The organism is Streptomyces sp. NPDC007945 (assembly GCF_042958885.1).
In the GTDB taxonomy this organism is placed as follows: Bacteria; Actinomycetota; Actinomycetes; order Streptomycetales; family Streptomycetaceae; genus Streptomyces.
On record NZ_JBIBJV010000003.1, the window covers coordinates 608597 to 634664 of the forward strand.

At 71.5% G+C, this 26068-nt stretch carries 24 protein-coding genes; 8 read left to right on the forward strand and 16 right to left on the reverse strand.

Annotated features, from left to right (window positions below; all coding sequences use genetic code 11):
• The first annotated feature begins 138 nt into the window (after positions 1–138).
• A complete protein-coding gene (locus tag ACFZCF_RS13610) occupies positions 139–891 on the forward strand; it encodes a hypothetical protein (protein ID WP_391286610.1) in 753 nt (250 codons plus the stop codon).
• A gap of 316 nt (positions 892–1207) precedes the next feature.
• On the opposite strand, the gene ACFZCF_RS13615 is transcribed toward ACFZCF_RS13610, so the two are convergent.
• From ACFZCF_RS13615 to ACFZCF_RS13655, 9 genes are all read right to left on the reverse strand, one after another.
• Positions 1208–1942, reverse strand: a complete 735-nt coding sequence (locus ACFZCF_RS13615; RefSeq protein WP_391286611.1) for a methyltransferase domain-containing protein — start codon at positions 1940–1942, stop codon at positions 1208–1210.
• 36 nt (positions 1943–1978) lie between these two features.
• On the reverse strand, positions 1979–2662 hold the full coding sequence (locus ACFZCF_RS13620) for a methyltransferase domain-containing protein (protein WP_391286612.1): 684 nt from the start codon (positions 2660–2662) through the stop codon (positions 1979–1981).
• 65 nt (positions 2663–2727) lie between these two features.
• A complete protein-coding gene (locus tag ACFZCF_RS13625) occupies positions 2728–4095 on the reverse strand; it encodes a hypothetical protein (RefSeq protein WP_391286613.1) in 1368 nt (455 codons plus the stop codon).
• Complete coding sequence (locus ACFZCF_RS13630) at positions 4095–4865, reverse strand: hypothetical protein (protein ID WP_391286614.1); 771 nt, start codon at positions 4863–4865, stop codon at positions 4095–4097. Before ACFZCF_RS13630 ends, ACFZCF_RS13625 begins: the two co-directional genes overlap by 1 nt.
• A 39-nt stretch (positions 4866–4904) precedes the next feature.
• Entirely contained in the window at positions 4905–5492 is a 588-nt protein-coding gene (locus ACFZCF_RS13635; RefSeq protein ID WP_391286615.1) for a CYTH domain-containing protein, read from the reverse strand.
• A 149-nt stretch (positions 5493–5641) separates the two neighbouring features.
• Positions 5642–5941, reverse strand: coding sequence for a hypothetical protein (locus ACFZCF_RS13640; protein WP_391286616.1), 300 nt, complete (start codon positions 5939–5941; stop codon positions 5642–5644).
• Between the two features lie 72 nt (positions 5942–6013).
• Positions 6014–6523: a nucleoside-diphosphate kinase gene (locus tag ACFZCF_RS13645; protein WP_353795655.1), complete on the reverse strand. Its 510-nt coding sequence runs from the start codon at positions 6521–6523 to the stop codon at positions 6014–6016.
• A gap of 196 nt (positions 6524–6719) precedes the next feature.
• Positions 6720–7286 (reverse strand): adenylyl cyclase, encoded by a 567-nt coding sequence (locus ACFZCF_RS13650; RefSeq protein WP_391286617.1) that lies wholly within the window; start codon positions 7284–7286, stop codon positions 6720–6722.
• A gap of 144 nt (positions 7287–7430) precedes the next feature.
• The gene (locus tag ACFZCF_RS13655; RefSeq protein WP_391286618.1) at positions 7431–8123 is read right to left on the reverse strand and encodes an HAD hydrolase-like protein; all 693 of its coding nucleotides are present in this window, start codon (positions 8121–8123) and stop codon (positions 7431–7433) included.
• 94 nt (positions 8124–8217) lie between these two features.
• Here ACFZCF_RS13655 and ACFZCF_RS13660 point away from each other — a divergent pair, with 94 nt between their 5' ends.
• Positions 8218–8991 (forward strand): XRE family transcriptional regulator, encoded by a 774-nt coding sequence (locus tag ACFZCF_RS13660; RefSeq protein ID WP_391286619.1) that lies wholly within the window; start codon positions 8218–8220, stop codon positions 8989–8991.
• Positions 8978–9445 carry an NUDIX domain-containing protein gene (locus ACFZCF_RS13665; RefSeq protein WP_391286620.1) on the forward strand — a complete coding sequence of 156 codons (468 nt, stop codon included), beginning with the start codon at positions 8978–8980 and terminating at the stop codon, positions 9443–9445. The genes ACFZCF_RS13660 and ACFZCF_RS13665 overlap by 14 nt, the downstream gene beginning before the upstream one ends.
• Here ACFZCF_RS13665 and ACFZCF_RS13670 read toward each other — a convergent pair.
• Complete coding sequence (locus tag ACFZCF_RS13670; RefSeq protein ID WP_391286621.1) at positions 9433–9996, reverse strand: HD domain-containing protein; 564 nt, start codon at positions 9994–9996, stop codon at positions 9433–9435. The genes ACFZCF_RS13665 and ACFZCF_RS13670 overlap by 13 nt on opposite strands.
• A gap of 290 nt (positions 9997–10286) precedes the next feature.
• Between ACFZCF_RS13670 and ACFZCF_RS13675 the strand changes: the two genes are divergently transcribed.
• Together ACFZCF_RS13675 and ACFZCF_RS13680 are read left to right on the forward strand one after the other, a co-directional pair.
• The gene (locus ACFZCF_RS13675; RefSeq protein ID WP_391286622.1) at positions 10287–13367 is read left to right on the forward strand and encodes an N-6 DNA methylase; all 3081 of its coding nucleotides are present in this window, start codon (positions 10287–10289) and stop codon (positions 13365–13367) included.
• A gap of 363 nt (positions 13368–13730) precedes the next feature.
• The gene (locus ACFZCF_RS13680; RefSeq protein WP_391286680.1) at positions 13731–14363 is read left to right on the forward strand and encodes a pyridoxamine 5'-phosphate oxidase family protein; all 633 of its coding nucleotides are present in this window, start codon (positions 13731–13733) and stop codon (positions 14361–14363) included.
• A gap of 229 nt (positions 14364–14592) precedes the next feature.
• On the opposite strand, the gene ACFZCF_RS13685 is transcribed toward ACFZCF_RS13680, so the two are convergent.
• Entirely contained in the window at positions 14593–15372 is a 780-nt protein-coding gene (locus ACFZCF_RS13685; RefSeq protein ID WP_391286623.1) for an RNA polymerase subunit sigma-70, read from the reverse strand.
• Between the two features lie 12 nt (positions 15373–15384).
• A complete protein-coding gene (locus ACFZCF_RS13690; protein WP_391286624.1) occupies positions 15385–15768 on the reverse strand; it encodes a DUF6479 family protein in 384 nt (127 codons plus the stop codon).
• A gap of 176 nt (positions 15769–15944) precedes the next feature.
• Here ACFZCF_RS13690 and ACFZCF_RS13695 point away from each other — a divergent pair, with 176 nt between their 5' ends.
• Both ACFZCF_RS13695 and ACFZCF_RS13700 read left to right on the forward strand, forming a co-directional pair.
• Positions 15945–16454, forward strand: coding sequence for a SigE family RNA polymerase sigma factor (locus tag ACFZCF_RS13695; protein ID WP_388443242.1), 510 nt, complete (start codon positions 15945–15947; stop codon positions 16452–16454).
• A gap of 136 nt (positions 16455–16590) precedes the next feature.
• Complete coding sequence (locus ACFZCF_RS13700; protein WP_391286625.1) at positions 16591–17928, forward strand: hypothetical protein; 1338 nt, start codon at positions 16591–16593, stop codon at positions 17926–17928.
• Between the two features lie 109 nt (positions 17929–18037).
• Here ACFZCF_RS13700 and ACFZCF_RS13705 read toward each other — a convergent pair whose 3' ends face one another.
• Both ACFZCF_RS13705 and ACFZCF_RS13710 read right to left on the reverse strand, forming a co-directional pair.
• Positions 18038–19753, reverse strand: coding sequence for a bifunctional 3'-5' exonuclease/DNA polymerase (locus tag ACFZCF_RS13705; RefSeq protein WP_391286626.1), 1716 nt, complete (start codon positions 19751–19753; stop codon positions 18038–18040).
• A 297-nt stretch (positions 19754–20050) separates the two neighbouring features.
• Positions 20051–21298 carry a LuxR C-terminal-related transcriptional regulator gene (locus ACFZCF_RS13710; protein WP_391286627.1) on the reverse strand — a complete coding sequence of 416 codons (1248 nt, stop codon included), beginning with the start codon at positions 21296–21298 and terminating at the stop codon, positions 20051–20053.
• A gap of 227 nt (positions 21299–21525) precedes the next feature.
• Between ACFZCF_RS13710 and ACFZCF_RS13715 the strand changes: the two genes are divergently transcribed.
• Positions 21526–22443: an alcohol dehydrogenase catalytic domain-containing protein gene (locus ACFZCF_RS13715; protein ID WP_391286681.1), complete on the forward strand. Its 918-nt coding sequence runs from the start codon at positions 21526–21528 to the stop codon at positions 22441–22443.
• 231 nt (positions 22444–22674) lie between these two features.
• Here the strand turns inward: ACFZCF_RS13715 and ACFZCF_RS13720 are convergent, their stop codons facing one another.
• Both ACFZCF_RS13720 and ACFZCF_RS13725 read right to left on the reverse strand, forming a co-directional pair.
• A complete protein-coding gene (locus ACFZCF_RS13720; protein WP_391286628.1) occupies positions 22675–24681 on the reverse strand; it encodes an FtsX-like permease family protein in 2007 nt (668 codons plus the stop codon).
• Positions 24675–25622, reverse strand: coding sequence for an ATP-binding cassette domain-containing protein (locus ACFZCF_RS13725; RefSeq protein WP_391286629.1), 948 nt, complete (start codon positions 25620–25622; stop codon positions 24675–24677). The genes ACFZCF_RS13720 and ACFZCF_RS13725 overlap by 7 nt, the downstream gene beginning before the upstream one ends.
• Positions 25623–26068: the final 446 nt, after the last annotated feature.

Here is a 26068-nt window from a genome sequence, read left to right on the forward strand (position 1 = left end):
AGCGGTCATAGCTGGACGCTTCCGCTCCCATCCGGGCTGGCCCCGACTGAAAAGTGAAAGTCATGTGCCTCTTGGCGCCGCGCCACGCAGGATGAGGCTTTGGGGCACAGCGGAGTCGTGCGCAATCGGAGGGGCAACGTGGCCAAGCTGACAGAGGAAGAGCGCCAGCGGCGGGCGGCTGCAAGGGCAAGAAAGAAGGCGCTCGAGGCCGAGGAACAAGACCGGCGAGACACTGCGCGACGCGAGCTGTGGGCTCGAGAAGGAACGCGTTTGACCTGGGCGGAGTTCGAGGCCGGCGAGCCCTGCCGAGGTTGCGGAAAGCCGATGTATGACCGGCTGGGTAGCTGGTACCCGCTCATGGCGTTGTCCGAGACGGAAAGGCAGGAGTACGAGGCTGCGGAAGCACGCTTCAAGGAAGAGCACCCGGACTGCAGGAGCTCACGGTGGAGCATCAGCGGATCACACGTTTCTCACTGTTCTGCGTGTTGCCCGCCGCCGCCCCTGGGCCCCCAGATGATCAGGAAGCTCAACGACTTCTTCGCCCGCCTTCCTCCGGAAGAGGAGCGCAAGAAGGATCTCGACGCATGGCAGCTGACGCTGACGTGTGATCACGTCGCCCGTCACGTGCAGCACCGCGAGCACAGCTACGTCTCTGCTCGTGCCGTTGACTGTCCCGAATGCGGTGAACGCCGCGGTGTCGTGGAGAGTGTCCGTATGGGCCCGGCTCATGTGGACGAATCGGGAGGGGCTGACCGCACGGCGGAAGAACGAGAGCGTTTGTCTGCGGAGTTGGCCGCGGCCCAGGAGAAGCTCAGGCGCGAAGAACGGAAGGCGGAGGTCACCCGCCGCCGCATCGAGGATATGCAGAAGCAGCTCGGGGCCCAGCCCTAATGCCCAGGCCCTCTCGATGGCAGCTGAGTGGAACCTAGTCCACGAACTTGCTGGCCTTGTCTGCCACTTGCAGTGGGACGGGGCCCCCGGCCAGGGGATGTGAGGCCGTGACCCCGCGCTGTCATCCCTTCTTCACAGCCTTCTTGGTTTTGGCCTTCTTCTTTACCTTCGCCCGCAGTAGAGCCAGCAGAAGCTGTCGACCCACGTGTTGGCGTCGTCCGTGGTCGCCGCAGCCGGACGACCGCCGCGGGCGAAGTCGGCGATGCCGGGGATCACCCGATGTCCCAAGGCGAGTTCCGTGAGCACGTCGGGCTGCCTACTTGGTCGCGATGACGTAGACACTCGCCCACTGCCGTTTCGGGTTGGCCATGCTCGGGTCGAAGGTCCAGGGCCTGACGGTGGCGAAGCCGGCCTCGGTGAACAGCTGGCTGAGCTTCTCGAAGTCGTAGGCCCAGTAGTGGGGGTTGTACGTGGGGTCGTCGTCCTGGTCGCGGAAGACGTAGTTGATCAGGTCGAGGTAGGTGTTGATGTCCTTGCGGCAGTCCCGCTTGGCGTACCAGCGGGCGATCATCTCCTCGGCCTGTTCCGGGCCGGCCGGGTACTGCCCGAGCACGAAGGCCGCGTCCGGCACCCCGGTGATGAGACGGCCGCCGGGCGTCAGCACGCGGAACGCCTCGCGGGCGTAGGTCTTGGCGGAGCGGGGGTAGTCGATGTGCTCCAGGAAGTGCTCCGAGAAGATCTCCTGGGTGCTCTCGTCGGCGAGCGGCAGGCCCTCACGGACGTCCCACAGGAGGTCGGCCGGCGGGACGATGTCGATGTTGAAGAAGCCGTCGATGCGGTGACCGCCACCGCCGATCTGCACCTTGGCGGGGCTGGGCTGGAGGACACCGTCGGGCAGGCCGGCGAGGCTGGCTCGGTGGTGGCGGTGCAGCTCGGCCTCCTTGGCGGCCGCCCTGAGCGTGCGGGCGAGACCGTGCGTGGTCGCCGGGGAGGCAAGGGCGCGGTCGAGCTGGTCGAGGAGGGACGCAATCTGGGCGTCGTGCGTGGCCATCGTGTCTCGCTTCCTGGGTCGCCGTGGGTGGGTGGTTCAGGTGCTTCGGGTGCCGAGCTGCTCGATCCGCCACAGCCCCAGACCGTTGCCCGGCTGGTGTCGCCCGTTGTCGGTGAAGTCGGTGTCGAAGTGCTCGATGGGCGGTGGGAGGTGGAAAGGGGCCGCCTGGAGGTTGAGCGGGCGCCAGTGCCCGTCCGTGGTGTCGCGGTTCTCCGCCAGGTCGGCGTACGTGGTGGCGAGGAGGTAGGCGGAACCGCTGGCGGCGATGCGGGCGAGGAACGCCAGGACCTCGTGGTGGGTGAGGTGGACCATGCAGTCGCGGGTGAGAACGAGATCCGCGGCCGGGATCTCGTTGCGGCTGAGGTCGGCCTGCTGGAAGGACATCCGCTCGCTGCCGTACCGCTTCTGGTTCAGCTCGACGAGGTCAGGAACGACGTCCAGGCCGACGTACGCGTCCAGCCGGTCGAAGCCATCGACGTGGCGGATCCAGTTGACGTCTCCGCAGCCCGCGTCCGTGATCGTACGGATCGGGTACCGCGCCAGGACGGATGCGAGGGCGCCGCGGACCGCTTCGGTCTGCCGCAGCTCGGATCCGGGCCCGGAGAACGACTCCGGCGATCCCCAGTGGTTGGTGCGGAAGACCTCGGTGAAGATCGTCTCGGCGGTCTGCGCGGGCGCTGGCCAGGTGCGGGTGGGACGTGCGTGCTCGTGGGGCGACATGCCTCTCCACTTCGACGGGTTGAGGGGACAGAGGGCGGGCGATCTGCCATGCGGGCCGACCCTGATCAGCGGCTGTTGTTGCGCATGAGCGTGTACTTGATGTCCACCAGGCGCGGGGCGATGGTCAGCGCGAGTTCCTCGGCGGGGTGGAGTCGTCCGTGGTCGTCCCGCTCGGCCCTCCAGACGCGGTAGTCGAGATCGGGGTACGCGGGGTTGATGCCGATCTCGCCCTTGGGGATCGTGCCGTTGAAGGGCGCGATGATGTCCATGTGGTTCCAGTAGTTCCACGCCTGGAGCGCCTTGTGCTGGTCGTAGTAGAAGTAGAAGTCCGGGTACCGGCCGAAGGTGCGGAGCTCGCGGTGGATGAGGTGGCCGAGGAGCGGTCCGAGCTGGGTGGAAAGGCCGTCGAACTCCCAGCGGGTGCGGTGCCAGGCTTCGGGGACCTGGCCGGGGGTGAAGAGGCGGGCCGCGACGAGATGGCTGATCCGCTCGGTCAGGTAGGCGCGGGCGTGGCGCGCGTCGAGGCTCGGGTCGATGCGGGCCAGGAGCGTGGCCAGGCCGGTGGGCGAGGGCCGGAACCGCGCGAGGTCGAACTTTCCGGCCATGTCCGGGAAGGACGCGAACAGCATGTCCTTGTAGAGCCAGTTGTTGAACTCGCCGTGCTCGGCCCGCTCGCGCGTGTCGTCCGTGGTGGAGTGCAGCATCAGGTACTCGGCCAGGGCCTCGAAGTACACGTAGCCGAGGATCGGTAAGCGGGGGATGGTCTCGTCCAGGAGCCGGAGGAAGTTCTCCGGCGAGACCGTGGCGCCCTGGTGGGCGACGGCAGCCGCCAGGGCGAGGAAGGCCGCGGAGTTCTTGATCCGGCTGACGATCGTCTCGCGCAGCTGGTGGCGTTCGGCCTTGGAGAGCAGGTACTCCAGGCGGCTGTAGATCTGCAGGTGGATCGAGCCGAGACGGAGGTAGTCCACGCCGGCCAGGCCCCGGTACGCCTGCGGCGGGAGGGAGACCTCGAAGATCAGAGGGGTCGGTTCCCGCCTCGGCTCCCCGGCCCTCGCCACGAAGGCCGGGGCCTCCTTGGTCAGGATGTACTCGCCGAGGTTGTGCATGCGGAAGCCGCGCTCGGAGGCCGTGAGGGGCGCGCAGTAGACGCTGCCGACCAGGCAGCCCCCGGAGGGGTAGAGCGCGCCGTGCTCGCTGATCTGCTCCAGGGCGTGCGTGACGTGGAGCAGGTGGATCTTGTCGCCCGTTCCCAGGGCCCGGAACATCGCGTTGTCCCGCAGGAGCCGGCCGTTGGGCGTGTCGGCCAGGCGCTTGTCCCAGGCCGCGGTCTGCGCGGCGAGAGGGTCCTGGCTGTCAGCGGGGCTGGGGATGAGGGTGGTGTCGAAGAAGGAGTGGGCGTCGGCCCACTGCTCGTAGGCGTCGAGGAAGTCCATCAGCCGATCAGCTCCATGATCGCCAGGCTGCCGAGGACGGCTTCCGCGCTGTCGGCCCCGGTCAGCCACGCGGACTCGGACCGGACGACGAGCTCGAAGGCGGTGGTGCGCAGGTCGGCGAACGCCTCGGCGCGGACGCGGGCGGGGTCGGGCCACCAGGTGAGCTTGGGCAGGCGGTAGCGGTCCAGGGCGTCGGCGGCCTTGAGGAGGTCGGTGATCGCCCTCGTGCGGGCATGGTCGGCGCGGTCGTCCGGAGAGAAGTGCTCGTACGGCAGGTCGTGGAGCCGGACTGCCGTGCCGGCTGCGGTGATGCGGCTGGGCGTCGGGGTGAGGCCGAAGCGGTCCCAGACGTCGCTGGCGTTGTCCGTGAGCCAGATGGCGGCGCGGGCGCCGTGGCCGGTGTCGTCCTTGTCGTGGAGCCGGCGGCAGTCGTGCACGGCCGCGGCCAGGACGAGCGTGGCGGTGTCCTCCTCGCCGAGACCGGTGGCCTCGGCGAGGAGGGCGGCCATGGCGGCGGTCCGTACGGCGTGCCGGATGCCGTGGAGCGAGTCGTGGCACCTGGCCTCGGCCAGCCAGTCGGCGGGCAGGGCCGCGCGAGTCACGAGCTGCCGCGAGCTCGGTCGCAGGGTGGGAGGAGGCGGGCCGTCGGAGAGCTCCGGCCGGTTGGCGGCGATCCAGCGGACGGTGGCGGGATCGGTGTACTGGTGGTGTGGAAGCTGCTTGCGCGCGGCCAGCTCGACCAGACTGTCGGCCGGCAGGGTCGTGCTCATCGGGCCCACCCCCTCATGGTGGTCTGCGACAGCGGATGCCTAGCTGGCAGTGGCGGCGGTCGCCGCCTCCTTCTCCTTGCGCTCCTGCTCGGCGGCCTCGAAGGCGGCCGTGAAGTCGGCGAGCTCCTGCTCGGTCATCAGGTGGATGCCGAGCTCGTCGGCGACGCCGCGGATGCGGGCGGTGGCCTCCTCCTGGGCGGTGGCGCCGGCACCCTCCTCGAGGAGGACCTCGAACTCGGCGTGGTGCCCCCACGCCTCGCTCCACTTCACGGCGATCTCGACCCCGCGGAAGCGGAAGTTGTGCCGCTGGTTGAACGCCTGGTGCATGGTGCCCTCGAAGCCGAGGGCGTTGAAGATCCGCACGGCGGCCGGCACGTCGTCCCGGGCGATGGCGAACTCCGTCTCGGGGAACGCGGCGCCCTGGCCGATCTTGCTGGCCTTGAGCGTGATCTTCGCCGAGCCGGCGGCCGTGTTGTCGGTGACCTTCAGCAGCTGGTCCGGCAGCACGTAGAAGTAGATGTTCTTGTCGTCGCAGCCGAGGTCCTCGGCCTCCGCCGCGAGGCGGACGAGGAGCTTCTCGTACGTCTCCTCGTCGAACCGGGCGCGCATCTCGATCTCGATGGCCACAGGGGCTCCTTTCCGGAATGAGGCATGGGTGGTCCGCCCGAGCCGTCCCGCGCATGGGGGCTGGCTCGGTTGGACGTGATGTGTGGTTGGTCAGCGGCCGGCGGGGTGCGGCCAGTCGCCGGGTGCCGCACCGCCGCCGGGGTCGTGCGTCAGTCGAAGTCGCCGAAGCGGTCGCGCAGGATGCCCTCGTGCAGGTAGTTCGGCAGAAGGACGCCGCCGACGGACACCCTCTTGGTGGCGACGTCGCCCTCGGTGTCGCTGGGGAAGCCGGCGAGCAGGGTCAGGCACTGCCGCGCCCATTCGCGGGACTTGTCCCAGGCGCCGGCGTCGCGGCTCTGGATGGCGAGGGCGAAGGCGGTCTCCGCCGCGGCCCAGCGGTCGGTGGCCAGCTCCTGCTGGAAGACGCCCTCCAGCTCGGCTGCGGAGGCGACGCGGGTCGGGTTGGTCATGGGTCTTCTCTCCTACGTTGGTGCTGGGTGGTGTTCAACGCGTCGGCTCCCGAGAGGTGACCTCGGTGCGGGTCAGTACGTGAAGATCTCCGCGAGGGTGCGGTAGTCGTGGAGCTCGTCCTTGTCGAACCAGAGCGCCACCTCCTGGTCGGCCTCCTCCTTGTTGCCGGAGGCGTGCACGAGGTTCGCCACGGCCTTCCCGGAGGCGGCGCTGGCACCACGGCTGTAGTGCGAGAAGTCGCCCCGGATGGTGCCGGCGGGGGCCTCGTTCGGGTATGTGCTGCCGACGATCTTCCGTACGGTCGCGACCGCGTCGAAGCCCTCCAGGACGAGCGCGATGACGGGGCCCTGCTGCATGAAGGTCGCGGTGAGGTTGTAGACCTCCGGGCCGAGCCGCTCCTCCAGGTCGAAGTAGTGGCGCCGCGTGAACTCGGCGTCCATCTGCTTCATCTTCACGCCGACGATCTTCAGCGCGGCGTCCTCGAACCGGGTGATGATCTTCCCGCCGAAACCGCGGACCAGAGCGTCGGGCTTGAGAAGGACGAGCGTGCGCTCCACGGTGTTTTCCAGATCCTGGGCCATCGATTCCCTTTCAGCTTTCAGGCAGGCCAGATGGCGGGCGCTCAGCGCCTCGCCCGCCCGAGGTTACCGGCGGCGTAACCCCGTTCCGCGCAAGGCAGTTGAGCGATTGAAGGCTTATCGGCCAAGTGGCCGAGACCATCGCCCGATGGGGGTCGGTCGGCCAGTGGTGAGTTCGGCTGTCGTCCCTCGTGCCAGGTCACGTCGCACGGGCATGGGCGGTATCGGCGAAGAGGAGGGTGGGTTCGGCAAGCACGTTGCGCTTGGTCGCGGTCAGGTAGATCTGCTCGACGCTCTCGGCTTGGGCGTTACCGAAGTCGAACCCGATCAAAGCCGCCGCCTGCCGGACGGACGCCTCATCGGGGCCAGCGACCGCGACGAGCACGGGGAGGTCGGGCCACGCCTCGATCGAGAACGCCGCTTCCCCCAGCCGCCACTCCTCGCGGAAGTGCTCCTGATACCGGGTCTCGCGCAGGCCCAGCTTGCGAAGGATCTCCACCGCGGACGCGCGGTCGGACACCACGGTCTCGACGACCGCGCTGCCCTGGAGCGCCGAGGAGGCGCAGGACGAACCCATCGCGAGGCTGACGCGGGCGCCCTGGCCACAAAGGCGAAGACAGAGACCGGGGTCCAGAACCTCCCCCTCGAAGATCCAGCACGTACGCAGTGCCCAGGGGATCCTCTGGACGGCCCCCACCCGGCCGAGCCTGGTGCGGATGTCGGCGGCGTCGACATCCAGGAACCGGACTTCGTACTCGCGCTTCATGGCCCCCTTCTCCCCTCGTGAGGCCAGCGACCGTCCCTTTGGGCGATCGCTGACTTGCGATCCGTGCTGAGACAGATGATGGGGAAGGAGAAGGGGACACCGTCACCGCGTCTGCGGACGCCAGGCAGGACGTCCTGGGACGTTTCACCGTTGCGCGGCGCGCTCCAGCAGATCCAGCACCCGAGAGGTCTCGGACAGGTCCCCCAGGACCACGGAGGCTCCCGCCGCTCGCAACTCCTCTTCGCTGTGAATGCCGGACGCGACCGCGATGATCTGCGAGCCGGTCGTGAGCGCGGCTTCGACGTCCCGAGGCGTGTCACCGACGAGCACCACCGGGACGTCCGCTCCAACGCCTCGGAGCCGACGGGCCCGCTCACGAGCCACTTCCACGAGGTCCGGTCGCAGATCCGCGTCGGCGCCGTACGCGCCCATGGACAGGTCGAGGAGCGCGTCGAGTCCGAAGGCGGAGAGCTTCACGACGGCGTTGGCCGCGATGTTCCCCGTCAGAACGGACGAGATCCAGCCAGGCCGGCCAGCCGCTGCGGCGAGTGCCTCACACACCCCAGGCAGGACGCTCCCACGGCGACGCAGATCCTCCTCGCGCCCTCCCCCGGCCTTGACGAGAGCCGCTTCCACGACACCCCAGTCCGGCACGGGGACACCGTGCCGAACAAGCAGCTCCCGCATGATCAGGCGATCCGTACGGCCCTCCGTCCGCGCCGGCCCATCCGGATCCCGCCCCGCGAGGAGGGAGAACGCGCTCGCGTAGATCTCCTTGCTCACCCCGGCGTTCTCGATGAGCGTGTGGTCGATGTCCCACAGAACAATGAGCTGCATGGCGCCAGCGTAGGGAGACGGCTGAGAGCGGCCCGGTGAAGACGTCCCAATACGTCCTTGCCCCGCCTCCCCGTCCCACGCTTGCATGACCAGCGTGAACGAGCGACTGCATTCCGTACTTGCCCAGCGGGGCGTTTCAATCGAGTCGCTCGCCGAGATCTGCGAAGTGGACCCCAAGACCGTAGGCCGCTGGCTCGGCGGGCGCGTTCCCCACCGGCGCCACCGATTCGCCGCGGCCCAGCACCTGCGCGTCGAGGAGTCTTTCCTCTGGCCCCCGCAGCAGTCCCGCGCGACGCGGACAGCGCCGACTTCCGATGGTGAACTCGTCGGCACCTACGCGAACCGGGCGAGCGTGCCCCGGGAGATGTGGATCTCGCTGCTTCGAGGAGCGCAGAAGGAGATCGGCGTGCTCGTCTTCTCGGGCACCTTCTTCGCCCAGTCCAACCCCGACGTGGCCCGGATGCTCGCCGAGCGCGCGCACGCCGGCGTCCGCGTACGGCTGTGCTTCGGCGACCCCACCGGCGGGGCGGTCGCCGTCCGGGGCCGGGAGGAAGGCATCGGCGACACGCTCGCGGCGAAGATCCGCGCCTCCCTGACCTACTACCGTCCTCTCCTGGGCAAGCCGGGGTGCGAGGTACGACTGCACGACACCACCCTGTACACCTCGCTCTTCCTCTACGACGAGAACCTGCTGGTCAACCCACACGTGTGGGGACGCCCCGCCAGCGCCAACCCGCTGCTCCACCTCAGGCAGGGCACCGAAGGCGGCTGGTTCGACAACTACGCTCAGAGCTTCGACGCCGTCTGGGCCGGCGCACGGCCCTGGACACCCGACCAGGAGGGGACCGCCGCACATGGGCAGGACTGAGTACTACAACGACCCCGACGCCCCCAAGGCCAACACCCTCATCCCCGCCAGCAACCTCCTGGTCGTCGACGACAGCGGCGCCATCCTGCTCCAGCGCCGCCGTGACACCGGCCAGTGGGCGCTGCCCGGCGGCGCTCAGGACATCGGCGAGACCGCCGCCGAGTGCGCGGTACGCGAGTGCCTGGAGGAGACGGGGATCGTCGCCGAGGTCACCGGCTTTCTCGGCGTCTACACCAACCCGAACCACATCGTGGCGTACACCGACGGCGAGATCCGCCAGCAGTACGAGACCACCTACATCGGCCGCCCCGTCGGCGGCGAGCCCACCATCAACGACGAGGCCGACGACGTCCGCTTCGTCCAGTCGGCCGACCTCGACCAGTACGACATCCACCCCAGCATGCGCCAGCAGATCGGCGACTACCTGGCCGGCACCTACCCCTACCTCGGCTGAGCCGCCAGCACCGCCTCCACCCGCCCCACGGCAGCGAAGATCTCCGGCGCCGCCCGACGGATGAACCGCCCGACCACGCTGTCGTCCCCGTAGCGGCCCAGGATCTCCGCGACCCGCTCCTCGGCGGTGGTCCGGCCGCCGTCGGGAGTGGTCGTCATGTCGCAGTACACGAGCGCGTCCACCAGCAGCGGCTCCTCCAACAGTGGGAACTCGCCGGAGAGTTCTTCCGGCAGCCCCCGCTCCTCGGCCTCCAGCAGCGCGAAAGAGTGGTTGGCGACCAGCCGCACCAGCCGTTCATCGGCCCCATGCTCATCGCGAAGGAATCGGGCCCCGTCCAGCGGGTGGAAGCCGGTCGTGGCCAGGCGCGGGGCGTATCCGACATCGTGCAGCGAGGCGGCGGCAACGAGGAGGCTGGCGTCCTGGCCGAGAACATGACTGACTTCGACCGCGCGTTTAGCCACTCCCTGCGTATGCGCCCACCTGCGTGGAAGCGTGCTGCTGAGCTCTGCTTCCGCGACCTGCGTCGCCCACTCCTCGATCAGATCGTCCATGTGCGCTCTCTGCCCGGAGCGTGATCTCCACAAGCCTGACCGGCGGCGTGAATCGCCGTGGTTTCACCGGCGCCAGCTGCACCCGTGTCACCACAGGCCAAAAGATGCACCGGGAACTAGGCTCGGCGGTTCGAAGCTATCGGGGTGGGTGCCGCGGCATGGCCAGGACCCCAGGATGACTGCCGCACACGGGTAGGGCTGTGCTACACGTACCGCCTGCACCACAATGGGTGCGGGGAGCAGCCATCCCCTCGTTGCCCATACATCATGATGCTCTTGGAGCTCTCGCCGTGACGCTCTCCGCCTACTCTTCACCTACTGCGCTCGAGACCGTGTTCAAACGGGTCATCGAGCGCAAGGCTGTCCGCGCCGAAGCGACACTGCAGGCAGACATCCGACAGTTCCTGCTGGATGCGGACCTCAACCTCGGCGAGCAGGATCTCCTGACTCCTGTGCTGGAAGCGCAGGTAGGTGGTGGTACCGGCCATCGCATCGATATTGAGATGGGCGCGACCGTCATCGAGGTCAAGAAGGACATCAGTCGCCCGAAGATCCGCAAGGACGCGGTCGCGCAGCTTTCGAAGTATGTGCGTGCCCGAACAGAGCAGCGCGAGCGGCGACACGTCGGGATCCTTACTGACGGTGCTGACTGGCGTGCCTACACCCTGGTCAACGATGAGCTGAACGAGGTCAACTATTTTGATGCTCGGGAGCGCAACGCCAGAGCGCTGGACTTGGTTCGGTGGCTCGAAGGCGTCCTGGCAACGTCCGAGGGTGCGGCACCTACACCAGATGCCATCGCAGCTCGCCTCGGAGCGGACAGCGTCGCACACTCCATCGACAAGGCGGTCCTGGCTGCGCTTTACGAGGAAAACAGGAGTCTGCCGACCGTTCAGCTGAAGCGCGACCTGTGGTCTCGGTTGCTGCGCAGCGCCCTTGGCGCCCAGTTCGAGGACAGCGACGATCTGTTCATTGAGCACACGCTCCTCGTGAATACCGCCTCGATCATTGCCCACGCAGTGATGGGCATTGACGTGAAGGACACCCCGCCCGCCTCGCTGGTTAACGGTCAGCTGTTCACCCAGGCGCGGATCTCGGGTGTGGTCGAGTCGGACTTCTTCGGCTGGCCTCTGGAGATTGAGGGCGGCGAGGGGTTTGTTCAAGACTTGTCTCGTCGCCTCGCCGGCTTCGACTGGTCAAGGGTCGAGCACGACGTACTGAAGGTTCTGTACGAGTCGGTGATTGCCGCCGAGACCCGTAAAAAGCAAGGGGAGTACTACACGCCGGACTGGCTGGCGGAAGCGACGGTGATCGAGGCAGTCCCCGATCCACTGAACATGCGAATCATGGACCCGTCGTGTGGTTCCGGAACGTTCCTCTTCCACGGGGTCCGTCGTTATCTGGCAGCCGCACGGGACATCGGGTTGCCCCTACGAGAGGCGCTGGACGGGCTCCATGACCATGTCGCGGGCATCGATCTCCACCCAGTCGCTGTAGCACTGGCCCGCGTCACCTACCTCCTCGCCATCGGCCGCGAGACGCTTACCTCTGAAGAGCGCGGTCCGATAAGCGTCCCTGTCTACCTGGGCGACAGTCTCCAGTGGGACCAGCGCACCGACCTCATCGACCACGGCCACCTCGTCATCAAGACCGGCACGGGAAATCAGCTCTTCACCAACGAGCTTCGCTTCTCCGAAGCATTGCTGCAGGATGCCAGCCGTTTCGACGCGATTGTCAACGAGTTGGCCGACAAAGCGGCCGATCCGCATCGTGGGAAAGGAAAGCTGCCTTCCCTCATCGCCCTTTTCAACCGGCATGGAGTCTCTAGCGCGGACGATCGAGAAGAGCTGACGGACAACTTCCGTGTCCTGTGTGAACTGGTCGACGAGGGACGCAATCACATCTGGGCCTACTACGTTCGAAACCTTGCCCGCCCCATGTGGCTATCCCGCGCTGAGAACCGCGTCGACGTTCTCGTCGGAAATCCGCCCTGGCTGTCCTACCGGCACATGCCAGGTGAAATGCAGGCGACCTTCAAGGAGATGATGCAGGCCCGCGGTCTATGGAGAGGTTTTGAGGTCGCAACTCATCAGGATCTTTCTGGTCTCTTCATCGCTCGTGCTGTCCAGCAATACCTGCGCGAGGGTGGTTCTTTCGCCTTCGTTGTCCCTAACCCGGTGCTGGATCGCCCCTACTGGACCGGCTTCCGCAGTGGGGAATGGACAGACCCAGACCATCCCGTGAAGGTCGATTTCACCGGCTCATGGGACCTGCGTCGGCTACGTCCGCACTTCTTCCCCCGCGCCGCCGCCGTCATCTTCGGCCGCCGCCGCTCCATGGGCATCGGGCAGTGGGGCAGCAGTGCCGTTGGCCTTCCCAAGGAAACCGAAATCTGGACCGGAAGGATCACCAAGAGTGCGGCTCAATGGGAACGTGCCAAGGGTTGGATCAAGAGAGTAGACGGCCTACTGCGTTATCCGAAGGATGCGCTGATCAGCTCGCCTTACCGAAGCCGGTTCGCGCAGGGGGCAACGGTCGTCCCCAAGGTTCTCTTCTTCGTTGAGGAGCAGGCGGCTGGTCCTCTTGGTCTTGGTGGCGGCCGAGTCTCAGTCCGCTCCCAGCGCAGCACTATGGAGAAGAAGCCGTGGAAAGACATTCCCAATCTGGAAGGGTCGGTTGAGAAGCAGTTTGTCCGGCCGGTCCTGCTGGGTGAACACGCCGTCCCCTATCGCATCCTCGGGGCTGACCGGGTCGTTCTTCCCATCGAAACCACGAATGTTCTCTTGGATGGGCAGCACGACCATCTCGACCGCTATCCAGACCTGGCGGCGTGGTGGCGCAATGTGGAGCGGCTGTGGGATGACAATCGCTCCAGCGATCGGCTCTCCCTCCTCGAGAGGTTGGATTTCCGCAGAGGATTGACCGAGCAGTTGCCTGGAGCTCCCTTGCGAGTGGTCTACGGGAAGGCGGGCATGTATGTAACCGCAGCGCTGGTAGATGACCCGAACGCAATCATTGACCACTCTCTGTACTGGGCTGCAGTCGCCACCAGGCAGGAGGGCATGTACCTCCTTGCGCTGCTCAATGCCCCACGCCTCACAGAACTTGTGCGGCCGCTCATGTCATACGGGAAGGACGAGCGGCACATCGACAAAGCCGTGTGGGATCTTCCCATCCCTGACTTCGATCCCTCTGATCCCAAGCATGTCCGGATCGCAGAGCTCGGTGAGATGGAGACCCAGCGGATCGCGGAGCTCAAGTTCGAAGAGGGTAAGAGCTACATCCAGATCCGTCGCACGTTGCGTGACTTCCTCCTCAGCTCCCCGGATGCCGAGGAGCTAGATCAACTGGTTACCGAATTGCTCGATTGAGTTGGCGCCCCAGAGTCCTTCAACGAAGGCGGGCCGGGGATCGGGTCAGCCGGCCCGTCGTGCGTGAGCGCTGCGTGAGCGGACTGGGTGGCACCAGGGTGGACCCAGCGTCACGGTGATCACGGTCGGACGCCCCTGACCTGGGGAAACGGGATTCTGCGGCATCGTCCGGCACCACCCGGGATGATCTTGTGGGGCCTCGTAATGCGTAGGTCTCGGGTTCGAATCCCGAAGGCGGCTCAGAGAAAGGCCCGCCCGGACATCGTCCGGGCGGGCCTTTTCTGGGTCTGGGGGAGTGCGAGCGGCAGGCAGGGGGGAAGTGTGGGCGAGATCGAGGTGACCGAGCGGACCCGGTTGCGGCGGATGCGGGAGAAGGGGTCGCACCGGCGGGCGGATCTGGACGCCGTGCTGGCCGCCGGGTGGCTGTGCCATCTCGGGGTGACCGTGGACGGGGTGCCGATGGTGGTGCCGACGGCGTACGGGGTCGACGGCGACCGGCTGTACGTGCACGGATCGGTGGCCAGCAGGAGTCTGGTGCGGGCGCCGGAGAGCACGGTGTGCGTGACCGTGACGCACGTGGACGGGCTGGTGCTCGCGCGGTCCGTGTTCGAGCACGGGGTGAACTACCGGTGCGCGATGATCTACGGCGTTCCCGAGCGGGTCACCGACCCGGAGGAGAAGCTGCGGGGGCTGCGGGCGCTGACCGAACAGAGCAGCCCGGGGCAGTGGGAGTACGTCCGGCGGCCCAGCCGGAAGGAACTGGCCGCCACCTCGCTGCTTGCGCTCGACCTCACCGAGGCCTCGGTGAAGACCCGGAGCGGACCCCCGGACGACGGTGACTCCGAGGACGCGGAGCTGGGGCTGTGGGCGGGGGTGCTGCCGGTCGTGACCACCTTCGGGACGCCGGTGCCGGACCCGGCGCTGCCTCCTGGTCTCGCCGCGGCCGTGCCGGAGCACATTGCGGGGAGGGCCGGGCGGAGGACAGACGTCCGCTAGGGCCTGTCGTCGAACTCCCGCCTGCCCCACGACGCCATGCACGCACTCTCGCCGCACCGGGCACAAGGCCAAGTACGTCCCGTACGAGGCCTCGCGCCCGGCACGCCGAGAGCACGCACCTGACGCCGCGGGGCCGCCCTCCGGGCGAAGGCGGGAGTTTGACGACAGGCCCTAGCTGTGTCGACTGGGCGTGTCGGCCCGCTCGTGAGCCGTACACCCGGGCGGTCTCTCAGGTGGTGAGGGCGTGGCGGGCGAGGTGGGGCGGGTCGGCGAGGACGTCGATCGAGGTGATCGGGCCGGCCGGGGCCGTGAAGACGTAGAGCGCGTCCGGGTCGGCGTCGGCGACCAGCGCCGGGGCGCCGTCCACCAGGATCGGGCGGGCCGCCGCCGCGCGGGCCGCGAGGACGCGGGCGACGGCCGGGGCGCCGTGGGCGGGGCGGACCCCGCCGCGGACGGCCGACCGGTCGGCGCGCAGCACCGCGGCCGGGTCGAGGAGGGCGAGCAGTGCCGCCGTGTCGCCCGCGCGGGCGGCGGTGAGGACGGCGTCGAGGGCGGCCCGGAGCCGTACGGGATCGGGGACGGGCATCTCCTCGGCGCCCCGGACCCGGGCCCTCGCGCGGGCGCCGATCTGGCGGACGGCGGCCGGGGCGCGGTCCAGGACGGGGGCGAGGGTCTCGTACGGGACGCCGTGCAGGTCGTGGAGGACGAGGACGAGCCGTTCGGCCGGGGTCAGACCCGGGGCGGCGTCGGGCGCGTCCGCCCAGGGGTCCCAGGGGTCGGGGCGGCGTGCCTCACGGGCCCGGAGCCGGTCCAGGCAGATCCGCGCCAGGACGGCTTCCGGCGGCGGGCCGGGGTCGGGGACGGGCCCCGGGCCGCGGCGCGCCCTCGGGCCGGGGCCGTAGGAGGCGAGGGCGCGTTCCGCGGCCCGCACGGACCGGTCGGCCGCGGGGGCGGAACCGAGCAGGCCGAGGGCCATGGCCCTCAGCCGCCCGCGCGTGGTGGCGTCCACGTCGGTCGCCGTTCAGTCGCCGTGTCCGGTGCCCCCGCTGCCGAAGCCGCCGCTGGAGATCCCGCCCCACTTGCGCTTCTCCTCGTCCGGAGGGGTCGGGGAGGTCTCGCTGCCGCCGCCGTCCTTGAGCTGGTACGGCATGAGCCGGTGGGCTCCGTCGGTGTGCGGCATCTCGGTGCCGCGGCGGTACTCCGACATCTCGCCGGGGAGCGCGCCCGTGTCCGGGCGGTGCGGTTGCTCCTCGGGCTGCGGTGGGCGGGGCTCCCGGGTGCGGACGCGGTAACCGAACCAGAAGGCCCCGATGAGGATGGCCACGAGCACCAGGCCGCCGAGCACTTGTGCCAGTCCTGACTGCCAGACTCCAGCGGCCAGGATCTCTGCGCTGAGAGTGTTCATACCAACAGGATTACCCGATTCCGCTTCTTCGAATGCGTTCGATGGCGAGTTCGATGAAACATTTCCCCGGCCCCGCCGCGTCGAAGGGATGTACGCACGACAGCGAGCTCGGCGGTCGCACAGGGCGACCGTCGGTGACCACTCGCGACCGACGCCGGCCAGGGAGAGGAGGGGGCATGAGAACGTCCCGCGCGGACGAGTTCCTGGAGTTCGCCTCGGCGCGCACCGGCCAGCTGTTCCGCTCGGCCTGCCTGCTGACCAGCGGGGACGTCCACCTCGCCGAGGACCTCACGCAGGAGACGCTGGGCAAGATGTACGCCCTCTGGGGCAGGGTGTCCCGGATCGGCAACCCCGCCGCCTACGCCCAGACCGTGCTCGTCCGCACCTTCCTCAGCCACCAGCGGCGCCGCTCCGCCACCGAGCGGCCGCTCGGCGAACTGCCCGACCACACCCCGGACCCCGGCCGGGACCCCCTGCTGCGGATCGCCCTCCTCGACGCGCTCGCGGCCCTGCCCCCGAAGGACCGGGCGGTCGTGGTGCTGCGCTACTGGGAGGACCGCAGCGTCGAGGAGACCGCCGACGCCCTGCACACCAGCTCGGCGGCCGTCCGCACCCGCTCCACCCGGGCGCTCGGCAAGCTGCGGCAGCGACTCGGCGGCAGCATCGCCGAGTTCGCGCTGCGCTGAGTGGCGCTCCGCCCGCGCTGAGCGGCGCTCCCGCCGCGTCCGTCCCTCATCCGTCCCGCTTCCGGTACCCCGTCAGCATCCCGGACGTCCCGGCACTCAGGCATTCCCACTTCCCAGCAGAGAGGGCCACTTCGTCATGCCTCAGAACGAACACCACGACCCCGAACCGGAGTTCCTCGGCGCGTTCGGCTCCGCCCTGCGTGCGACCGGCGAGGGCTTCCCCGTCGACAGCCGGCCCGAGCTCGTCACCGGCGGTCTCGCCCGCGGCCGCCGCCGGCTCCTGCGCCGCAGGCTTGCCGTCACCGGCGGCGCCGTCGCGCTCGCCGCCGTCGGCGTCGGCGGCTTGTACGCCGGCTCCTTCGCCACCTCCGCCCAGCAGGCGGACAAGGCGTCCGTGGCGGCACCCCGGGACGGCGGCGCGACGACGCCGACCGCCCGGCCTGCGGGGGAGTCCGGGACGCTGAAGCCCGGCGAGGCCCAGATCCCGCTCTCCGAAATCGCCGAGGTCCTCAAGGCCAACACCCCCGCCGGGCACTGGCGGTTCGACGACCTCGACGGCACCGGCCAGGGCCTCGGCGGGTACTTCGACGACGGCCGGGGCGAGGCCGCCGTCGGCGTCACGCTCTCCCGGACCGGCCGCGCCCCCGACGCGGGCGCCGACATGGTGGTCTGCCCCGAGAAGGCGTACGTCCCCTACGACGACTGCACGACGGGGCGGTTCGGCGACGGCTCCCGGTGGATGGTCTTCCAGGGGTACGAGTACCCCGACAAGCGCGAGGAGACCAAGAACTGGCGGGCCACCCTGCTGACCAAGGACGGCTTCCTCGTCGACGTGAGCGAGTACAACGCGCCCGCCGAGAAGGGCGCCGAGATCAGCCGGGAGAACCCGCCCTTCTCCCCCGCGCAGCTCAAGACGCTCGTCGCCGCCGAGGAGTGGCGTGCGCTCCTGAAGCGGATCCCACCGCTGCCCACCACGCCCGGCAAGGCGGACAAGCCGGGCAAGCTCGCCAAGCCCGGCAAGGTCCGCCAGGCGCCGCCGCAGATCGCCGGCGACGCCGTCCCCGCCACCCTGCGGGCCCTGCTGCCCAAGGGGCTCAAGGTCGTCGACAAGGGCGGGGAGGGCGAGTTCGCCTTCGTCGTGGTCGACGACGGCAAGGGCAAGAGCCTCGTCCAGATCAACGTGCAGTACGGCATGGACGATGTCGCCGACCAGCTCTTCGGCTCCGGTGACGTCACCACCCTCCCCGACGGACGCAAGGTGAAGCTGACCCGGCAGCCCGGCGAGAAGGGCGGCGCGGGCGTCGTCTGGTGGACCGCCGACACCATGACGAAGGACGGCTTCCGGGTCGTCGTCTCCGCCTTCAACACGGGCGCGCAACACGAGGCGGCCACCCGCGCCGAGCCCGCGCTCACGCTGGAGCAGCTGAAGGCGATCGCCCTCGACCCGAAGTGGGCGAAGTTGCGAGCGAAGTGACGGGCGGCCCGCACGGGCGGTGCGCGCACGGTGCGCGGTTGTACGTAGGCGGTAGGCGGACGGCGGAGGGGGTCGTGCGCGCGGGTGGCGGGGAGGCGGTGTGCGGGGGTCACTTGGCGTCCGCGTACCGCTCCACCGTCGCCGTCGTGAACGGGAAGCGGACCGGCGTCGCGCCGAAGGCGATCCGGCCCGCCTCGTCGCCCGCCGCCCGGATCGCCTCCGTCACCGCCGCCGCCTCCTCGGCGGGGCAGTGCACGATCACCTCGTCGTGCTGGAAGAAGACCAGCTCGGCGCGCATTCCGGCGGCGGAGAGCGTACGGCGCAGGGCCGCCAGCATCAGCAGGGCCCAGTCGGCGGCGCTGCCCTGGACGACGAAGTTCCGGGTGAAGCGGCCCCTGGCCCGGGCGTTGTTCGAGGCGTACCCGGGGGTGAAGCCGTAGGCGAAGCCCGCACCGTCCTCCGCGGCCGCCGGCTCGGGGCCGTCCTGGGGAAGACCCGCCTCGCCGTCGTCACCCGCGCCGACCGCCTTCGGGCTCGTACGGCCCAGCCAGGTGCGGACCAGCCGGCCCTCCTCGCCGGCCTTCGCCGCCTCGTCGACATAGGCCACCGCGCGCGGGAAGCGGCGCCGCAGCGCCGCCAGGTTCTTCAGGCCGTCGCCACTGGTCTGGCCGTAGATCGCGCCGAGCAGGGCGAGCTTGGCGTGGTCGCGGTCACCGGAGAACGCCCGGTCCGACAGCCGGGTGTACAGGTCGTCCGGATGGCCGGCGACCTCCATCAGACCCGGGTCGCGGGAGATCGCGGCGAGCACCCGCGGCTCCATCTGGTCCGCGTCCGCGACCACGAGCCGCCAGCCCTCGTCGGCGACGACCGCGCGCCGGATCACCTTCGGGATCTGGAGCGCCCCGCCGCCGTTGGTGGTCCAGCGGCCGCTGACCGTGCCGCCCGGGAGGTACTCCGGCCGGAAACGGCCGTCGCGCACCCAGTCCGCCAGCCAGGACCAGCCGTGCGCCGTCCAGATCCGGTACAGCTTCTTGTACGCGATCAGCGGCTGCACCGCCGGATGGTCGAGCTCCTCCAGCTCCCAGCGGCGGGTGGACCGCAGCCGGATCCCGGCCTGCGCGAAGGCCTTGATCACGTCCGCCGGCAGATCGGGTCTCACACGGCGGCCGAACGCGGCCGACACCTCGTCCGCCAGCTCCGCCAGGCGGCGCGGCTCGCCCCCGCCCGCGTACCGCTCGCCCAGCAGCTCGTGCAGCAGCTCCCGGTGCACGTCGGCCCGCCACGGCAGCCCCGCCCGGTGCATCTCGGCGGCGATCAGCATCCCCGCCGACTCGGCGGCGGTCAGCAGCCGCATCCTGCCCGGATGCTCGGCCCGGTCGTGCCGGCGCTGCTGCTCCGCGTACACCTCCAGGAGCCCCTCGAAGGGGACGGAGACGGCCGGTCTCGGCTCGAAGAGCGAGTCCTGGGAGGTGGGCTCGGCCGTGCGCGCCGGCGGGTCGGACGGCACCGGGCCGTTCCGCAGCCGGGCCCACGCGGCGGCCGCCGAACGGGGCTCGCCGAGCCGGCCCTCGTGGCCGAGGAGCAGCTGCTCGGCGTCCTCGACGTCGTAGCACCGCTCGACGCGGACGCCGGCGGCGAGCAGCCGCGGATAGACCTCGGCCGTCGACCGCCACACCCAGCGCGCCACCTCCGGCCGGGACCGGACGGCGGCGACCAGCGACGGCTCGCGGCGCACCTCCCCCGCGGGCGCGCCGTCGGGCCGGAGGGGGGCGAGGACCACGCCCTCCCCCTCCGGTTCCGGGGCCAGCGCCCACCTCTCGCTCATGGGTGCGAGTCTGGCATCCGCCACTGACAGAGACCGGTGACGGCGCCGCCGCCCGCGCGGCGGGGTCGGTCTCGGGGCGGGGTCGGTCGCGCGGCAGGGCCGGTCACGGGTTGGGGCTGGTCGCGGGTGGGGCCGCCGCACGCGCGGCAGGGCCGTCCGCCAGGCGGGGCTGGTCAGGGGGTGGGGCCGGTCGCGGGGCACGCGGGTCCGGCATGCGGCGGTGGGGCGGTGGGTCCGTGACGGGGCGCGGTGCGGCGGGGCGCCGACGTGGCCGAGGTGCGGTGGGGCCCGGGCCGCCTACGCCGCCGCGTGGAAGAGGGCGGCCGCCTCGCCGCGGGAGGCGACGCCGAGCTTGCCGAGGATGTTCGCCACGTGGAACTTCACCGTGGACTCGCTGATGTGCAGTTCCACGGCGATGCGGCGGTTGCGGTGGCCGAGGGCCAGGTGGCGCAGGACCTCGGTCTCCCGTTCGCCGAGGGTCGCCAGCGGATGCGCCGCACCGGCCGGGGCGTCCGGGGTGGCCAGCGGCATGACCGCCGTCGTCGTGGTGCCCCAGCCGGGGACGGCCTCCAGGTCGATGCGGCCGCCGAGGACGTCGAGCCGGTCCCGTACCGTGCCCGCGCCGACGTCGCAGGTGGCGAGCGCGCCCGGGCCGTCGTCGCGGACGGTGGCGAGCAGTTCGTGCTCGGTGAGCCGCCAGCCGACGTGCACCCGGCTCACCCCCTCCTGGTCCAGGACGATCGGCAGCAGCGCGCGGACGATCGCGCGGGCGCTGTGCGCGAGGTCGGCGGGGAGGGAGAGGTCGCTGTCCGGCGGACCGAGTTCGAGCCGGGCCGTGTGGTGCCGGAAGACCGTCCGCAGCTCGTCGGCGAGCCGGCCGAAGGCGGCGCGCGCGGACTCCTCGGCGACCGCGCGGTCCCGCTGCCGCACGGACCGGATCTCCAGGAGCGCGGAGGCGGCGAGGTCGGTGGCGGCGGCTCGGGCCGCGGCGTCGTCGAGGTTCCTGCTGCGGAGCACCGACAGGACGCCGGAGACGGCCGCCGCGTGGGAGGTGGTCAGCTCGGCGATGACCCGGGCGCGGGTGTCGGCGGCGGTACGGGAACGGGCCAGCGCCCCCGGCATGGCCTCGACCGCGAACCGGTCGAGGTGGGCGGTCACCAGGTCCCACAGGGCCTGTGCCACGGCGAGTCCGTCGGGTCCCGCGGGCGCGGCGCCGTCCTCGAGGAGCAGGACCAGGAGGGAACGGCGGGCGGTGGCGTCGCTCGTCACCGCGAGGACCGGGCGGGGGCGTCCGGCGAGCCGCGCCGTCCCCTGCCAGGGCTCGCCGGGGACCCCGGCGGCGAGCAGCGGCGCCAGGTCCCCGGGGGTCGGCCCGCCGACCGCGCCGCCGGTCGTCTTGAACGGCGAGTGCGCGCAGTGCGTGGAGAGTTCGGCGGCGCCGAGGTGCGGGACGGCCGGGGCGAGCGCGGCGGAGAGCTGCGGGAGGACCCCGTCGAGCGGCCGGCGGAGGATCTCGTACGCGGCGGTCAGCGTGGGCACGTCCATGACGCCAGCGTAGTCAGGGACTTGGACGGGGCGGCTGGTCTTTCGGACAGGTCGGACTGGTCGGAGGGAGGGCCGGGAATGGGCGCGGTCGGACGGAGGCTTGAGCCCATCGAGACACCGGGTCATCGAAACTCCGAGTCATCGACGCATCGAGATACAGAGACATGGGGAAGCGGGCGCGGACATGTGAACGCGCCGACAGAGAGGGCGACATGGCGACGGCGACGATGGACGCGATCGTGTTCGAGGAGTTCGGCGGACCCGAGGTGCTGCGGTACGAGACCGGCGTCTCCGTGCCGGAGCCGGGGCCCGGCGAGGTGCGGCTGCGGGTCGCGACGGCGGGCGTCAACCCGGTCGACTGGAAGACGCGCAGCGGTCTGATGGCGGCCTTCCACCCGACGACGTTCCCGGCCGTGGCCGGGATCGAGGTGGCCGGCACGGTCGACGCGGTCGGCGAGGGCGTCACCCGACTCGTCGTCGGCGACGAGGTGTTCGGCTTTGCGAGGAGCGGCGGGTACGCGCAGTACGCCCTCGCCGGCGCCGAGGAGGTGCTGCCGAAGCCGGACGGGCTGTCCTTCGAGGCGACGGTGGGCCTGCCGGTCGCCGGCGAGACCGCGGCGCGGGTCCTGGAGCAGCTCCGGGTACGGGCGGGGGAGACGCTGTTCCTGCACGGCGCGGCCGGCATCGTCGGCACCATCGCCGTCCAGCTGGCGGTCGCCGCGGGCGTCACGGTCGTCGGCTCGGCGTCCCCGGCGAACCACGACCACCTGCGGGGGCTCGGCGCGATTCCCGTCGAGTACGGCGACGGCCTCGCCGAGCGGGTGCGGGCGGCGGCGCCCGGGGGTGTCGACGCGGTGTTCGACGCGGCGGGGTACGGGGTACTGCCGCTCGCCATCGAGCTGGCGGGGAAGGAGCGGGTCGTGACGATCGCGGCGACGGACGCGGAGGAGCACGGGGTCCTCTTCAGCGTGCCCGAGGAGGACTTCGGGCGGGTGCGGGGGTGGCTGCGGGCGCAGGCGGAGGGGGTCGTGGCGGGCACGCTGCGGCTGCGCCACGCGGAGACGCTGCCGCTGAAGGAGGCGGCGCGGGCCCAGGAACTCAGCGAATCCGGCCACACCCGGGGGAAGCTGGTCCTCCTCCCGTAACAGGCCGCGCCCACCGCGCCGTTGAGGGGGGCCGAGCGGGCTACGAGGGCGTTGCCCTTGCTGGACCCGCCCCCATGGCGGCGAAAGAGCCTCCGGCCAGGGCCGGGCGTCGGTGGGTGTCGCCCCGCTGGGGTCCGCGCCCAGGCGGGGGTGCGGCGGGGGCTGCCGGTGGCGGGGTGGGGCGGTGGCCCGGCTCCGACCCCGGCCACCGCCCTGTTCCACCTTCGCGGGTCAGCGGGCGAGGCGCCACGCGGGGAGGGCCGAGGCGGCGACGGCCACGGCGGCGCAGACGGCGGCCGCCGCTCCCGTCTCGGCCCACGGCAGGGCCAGGGTCACCGGCGCCGAGAGGGTGGCGAGCGCCGCGCCCAGGGCCCCCAGGACCGCGGCCGTCACCGCCAGGCCGAGGGCCGTGCCGACGGCCACGGCGAGCAGCGCCTCGCCCGTCACCGCCCGCATGGCCTGCGCGCGGGTGGCGCCGGCCAGCCGGAGTGCGGCCAGTTCCGTGCCGCGTACGGAGGTGGCCATGAGCAGGGTGCTCGCCAGGGCGATCACCGTGTACAGGAGGGTGATGCCGAGGAGGAGACGGAGACCGGTCCGGGCCGCCTGGTTCACGGGCCGGGGCTCCGCTCCCGGTCCCAGGCGGTCCGGCGTGGCGCCGGGAGCCTGCGCGCGGGTCACGTAGGGGCCGTTGTCGCCCGTGCCGCGTGCCAGGACCGCCGCCACCCGGAGCCGTACGGGCCCGCTGCCGTCCGCCCGCCACACCTCCACGTCCTCGCCGACCCGCCGCCGTTCGAACTCCTCGTTGACGACGATCGACCGGTCGTCCAGGTCGGCCAGGTCGCCCGCGACCACCGGGAGCCGCGCCAGTTCAGCGAAGCCCGCCGGGTCGGCGACCGCGCGGGCCCGGTACTTCACGACCGCCTCGGCCCCGTCCCGTACGAAGAGGGAGGTCGGGCCGGCCTCGGCCGCGTACGAGGCTGCGGTCCGTTCCCGCGCCTCCGTCTCCTTCGCCCGCGCCACGCTCTCCGAGGCGCCGAAGAGCGTGCCGGCCAGGGCCACCGTCACCAGGACGGGCGCGGCGACGGCGGAGGTGCGGCGCACGGCGGCGGCGGCGTTCGCCCGGACCAGGAGCCCGACGGCCCCACCGCCGGGGACCGGCAGCAGCCGGGCCACGGGGCGTACGAGGAGCGGGGCGAGCAGGGCCGCGCCGCCGATCAGGAGCATCGGCAGGGTCGTGTACGTCTTCCGCTTCAGCAGCGCCTCGGGCTCCGTGCCGTACGTCCACAGCAGCAGGCCGAGCCCGGCGGCGAGCAGCCCGGCGCCCAGCAGCGCCCGGCCGGGCGGCAGGACGTCCCGGTCCACGTCCGCCTCGCGCAGGACGGCCGTGGGTCCGGTCCGCCCGGCCCGGTGGGCGGCGGCGGCCGCGCCGGCGAGCGCGACGCCGAGCCCCGTCCAGAAGGCCGCGTGGTACGGCCATCCGGCGCTCCCGGCCGCCGCGTCGGCGAACCACGCGGGCGCCAGCTCCCTGGCCACCAGTGCCCGCGCCATCGGCGGCGCGGCGAGGGCGCCGAGCGCGCAGCCGGCCGCGGACGCGGTGACGCCGAGCACCGCGGCCTCGGCGAGCAGCAGTCGGCGGACCTGCGCGGGGGTGGCTCCGGCCGTGCGGAGCAGGCCGAACTCGCGGCGGCGCAGGGCTACGGAGAAGGCGAAGACGGAGGCGACGACGAAGACGGAGACGAAGGCGGCGACGCCGCCGGTGGTGCCGAGCAGGGCGTTGAGGCCGGTGAGTTCCCTGGCGTCGTCCTCGTGGCCGGGGTCGGCACGGCGGCGGTCGGTGCCGGTGAGCACCTGCGCGCGGTCGCCGACGACCGCGCCGACCTCCGCGACGGGCGCGTCGAGCCCGACGGCGTCCGGGGCGCCCGTCTCCGCGCCGGTGAGCGTCCAGCGTGCGCGGAGGTCGCGGAGCACCGCGGTGTCCACAGGCTGTGGACGGTCGAGCGGCCGGGAGACCAGGGCGGTCCCGGGGCCGCGCCGGACCTCCACGGTCAGCCGGTCCTGCCCGAGGACGACGACGGGCGAGGACGCGAACCGTTCGGGGGCGCGCGGCGGTGGGTCCAGCGCGGCGGCGAGCCCGAGTCCGGTCGCCGTCAGCATCCCCACCCCGAGCGCGAGCGCCAGGAACCCGCCCATGAGGGACGCCCACCGGGCCCGCAGCCCACCGACGACGAGGCTCAGCACGGCACACCCGCCGCCCCGGTCGTACCTGCCGCTGCCGGCGCTCCGGTCGCGCCGGCTCCTGTCGGCGTCTCGGTCGTACCGGCCCTTGCTGGCGCTCCCGTCGCCCCCGCCGTCGCCGCCGTTGCTCCGGGGAGTCCGGGGAGTCCGGGGAGTCCGGGCGTGCCGGGTGCGCCGGGCGTACCCGCGGGGCGCAGGGCCGCGAGGCGGGCCGAGACCTCGTGGGCCGTCGGTGCGGCCAGCTCGTCCGCGAGGCGGCCGTCGACGAGGAAGACGACGCGGTCCGCGCGGGCGGCGGCGAGCGGGTCGTGGGTCACCATGACCAGCGTCCCGCCCTCCTCGTCGACGAGGGCCCTGAGCAGGTCCATCACCTCGGCACCGGTCGTGGAGTCGAGCGCGCCGGTCGGTTCGTCGGCGAAGAGGACCGAGGGGCGCGTGATCAGGGCGCGGGCGATGGCGACCCGCTGGCACTGGCCGCCGGAGAGCTCGGCGGGCCGGTGCCGCTCGCGCCCCGCGAGCCCGACCCGGGCGAGCGCCGCCCGGACCTCGCCGCGCGCCGGGCGGCGGCCCGCGAGCCGCAGCGGCAGGGCCACGTTCTGCGCGGCCGTCAGCGTCGGCAGCAGGTTGAACGACTGGAAGACGAAGCCGATCCGGTCCCGCCGCAGCAGCGTCAGCCGCCGCTCGCCGAGGCCCTCCAGGGCCGTGCCCGCCACCTCGACGCGCCCCGCGTCCGGGCGGTCGAGTCCGGCGGCGCAGCGCAGCAGGGTGGACTTCCCGGAACCGGAGGGGCCCATGACGGCCGTGAACGTGCCGGCGTCGGCGTCGAGGTCGACGCCGTCGAGGGCCCGGACGTCCCCGTGGCGCCGGACGAGCCCCCTGAGCCGCACGGCGACGGCGACGGTGCCGGCGGGGGCGGGGGCGGAAGGAGAAAGGGTCCTGGTCATGGCTCCAGCGAACCGTTCCGCCCCCTTCCGGGTCACGCCGTCTGCCGGGCGTCCCGGGGGTAGGGCCAGACCTACCCCCGCTGGGCGGCGGGCGCCCTTGGAGCGGGCCAGGCTCGCCCCCACTCGGTGGGCGGCCCCCGGGAGTACGGCCACGCCCACCCTGCCCGGCGGGTGTCCCAGGACTACGGCCAGGTCCACCCCGGGGGGTGCAGGTCCACCCCGCGGGGTGGCGGTGCCCCGACCTGGGGCCAGGAGACCGCCTGCCCGGTAGCCGGGTCGCACCGTAGGACGAGGGGCTGCCCGCCCGGGACCGGGCATCCCGGCGTCCGGCCCAGCGCATCCGCCCAAGGCCCCGGGCATCCAAGCGTCCGGCCCAGCGCATCCGCCCAGGGCCGGGCGCCCCGGCCAGGCCTGCTCCGCCTCCGGGCCAGGCATCCCGGCGTCCG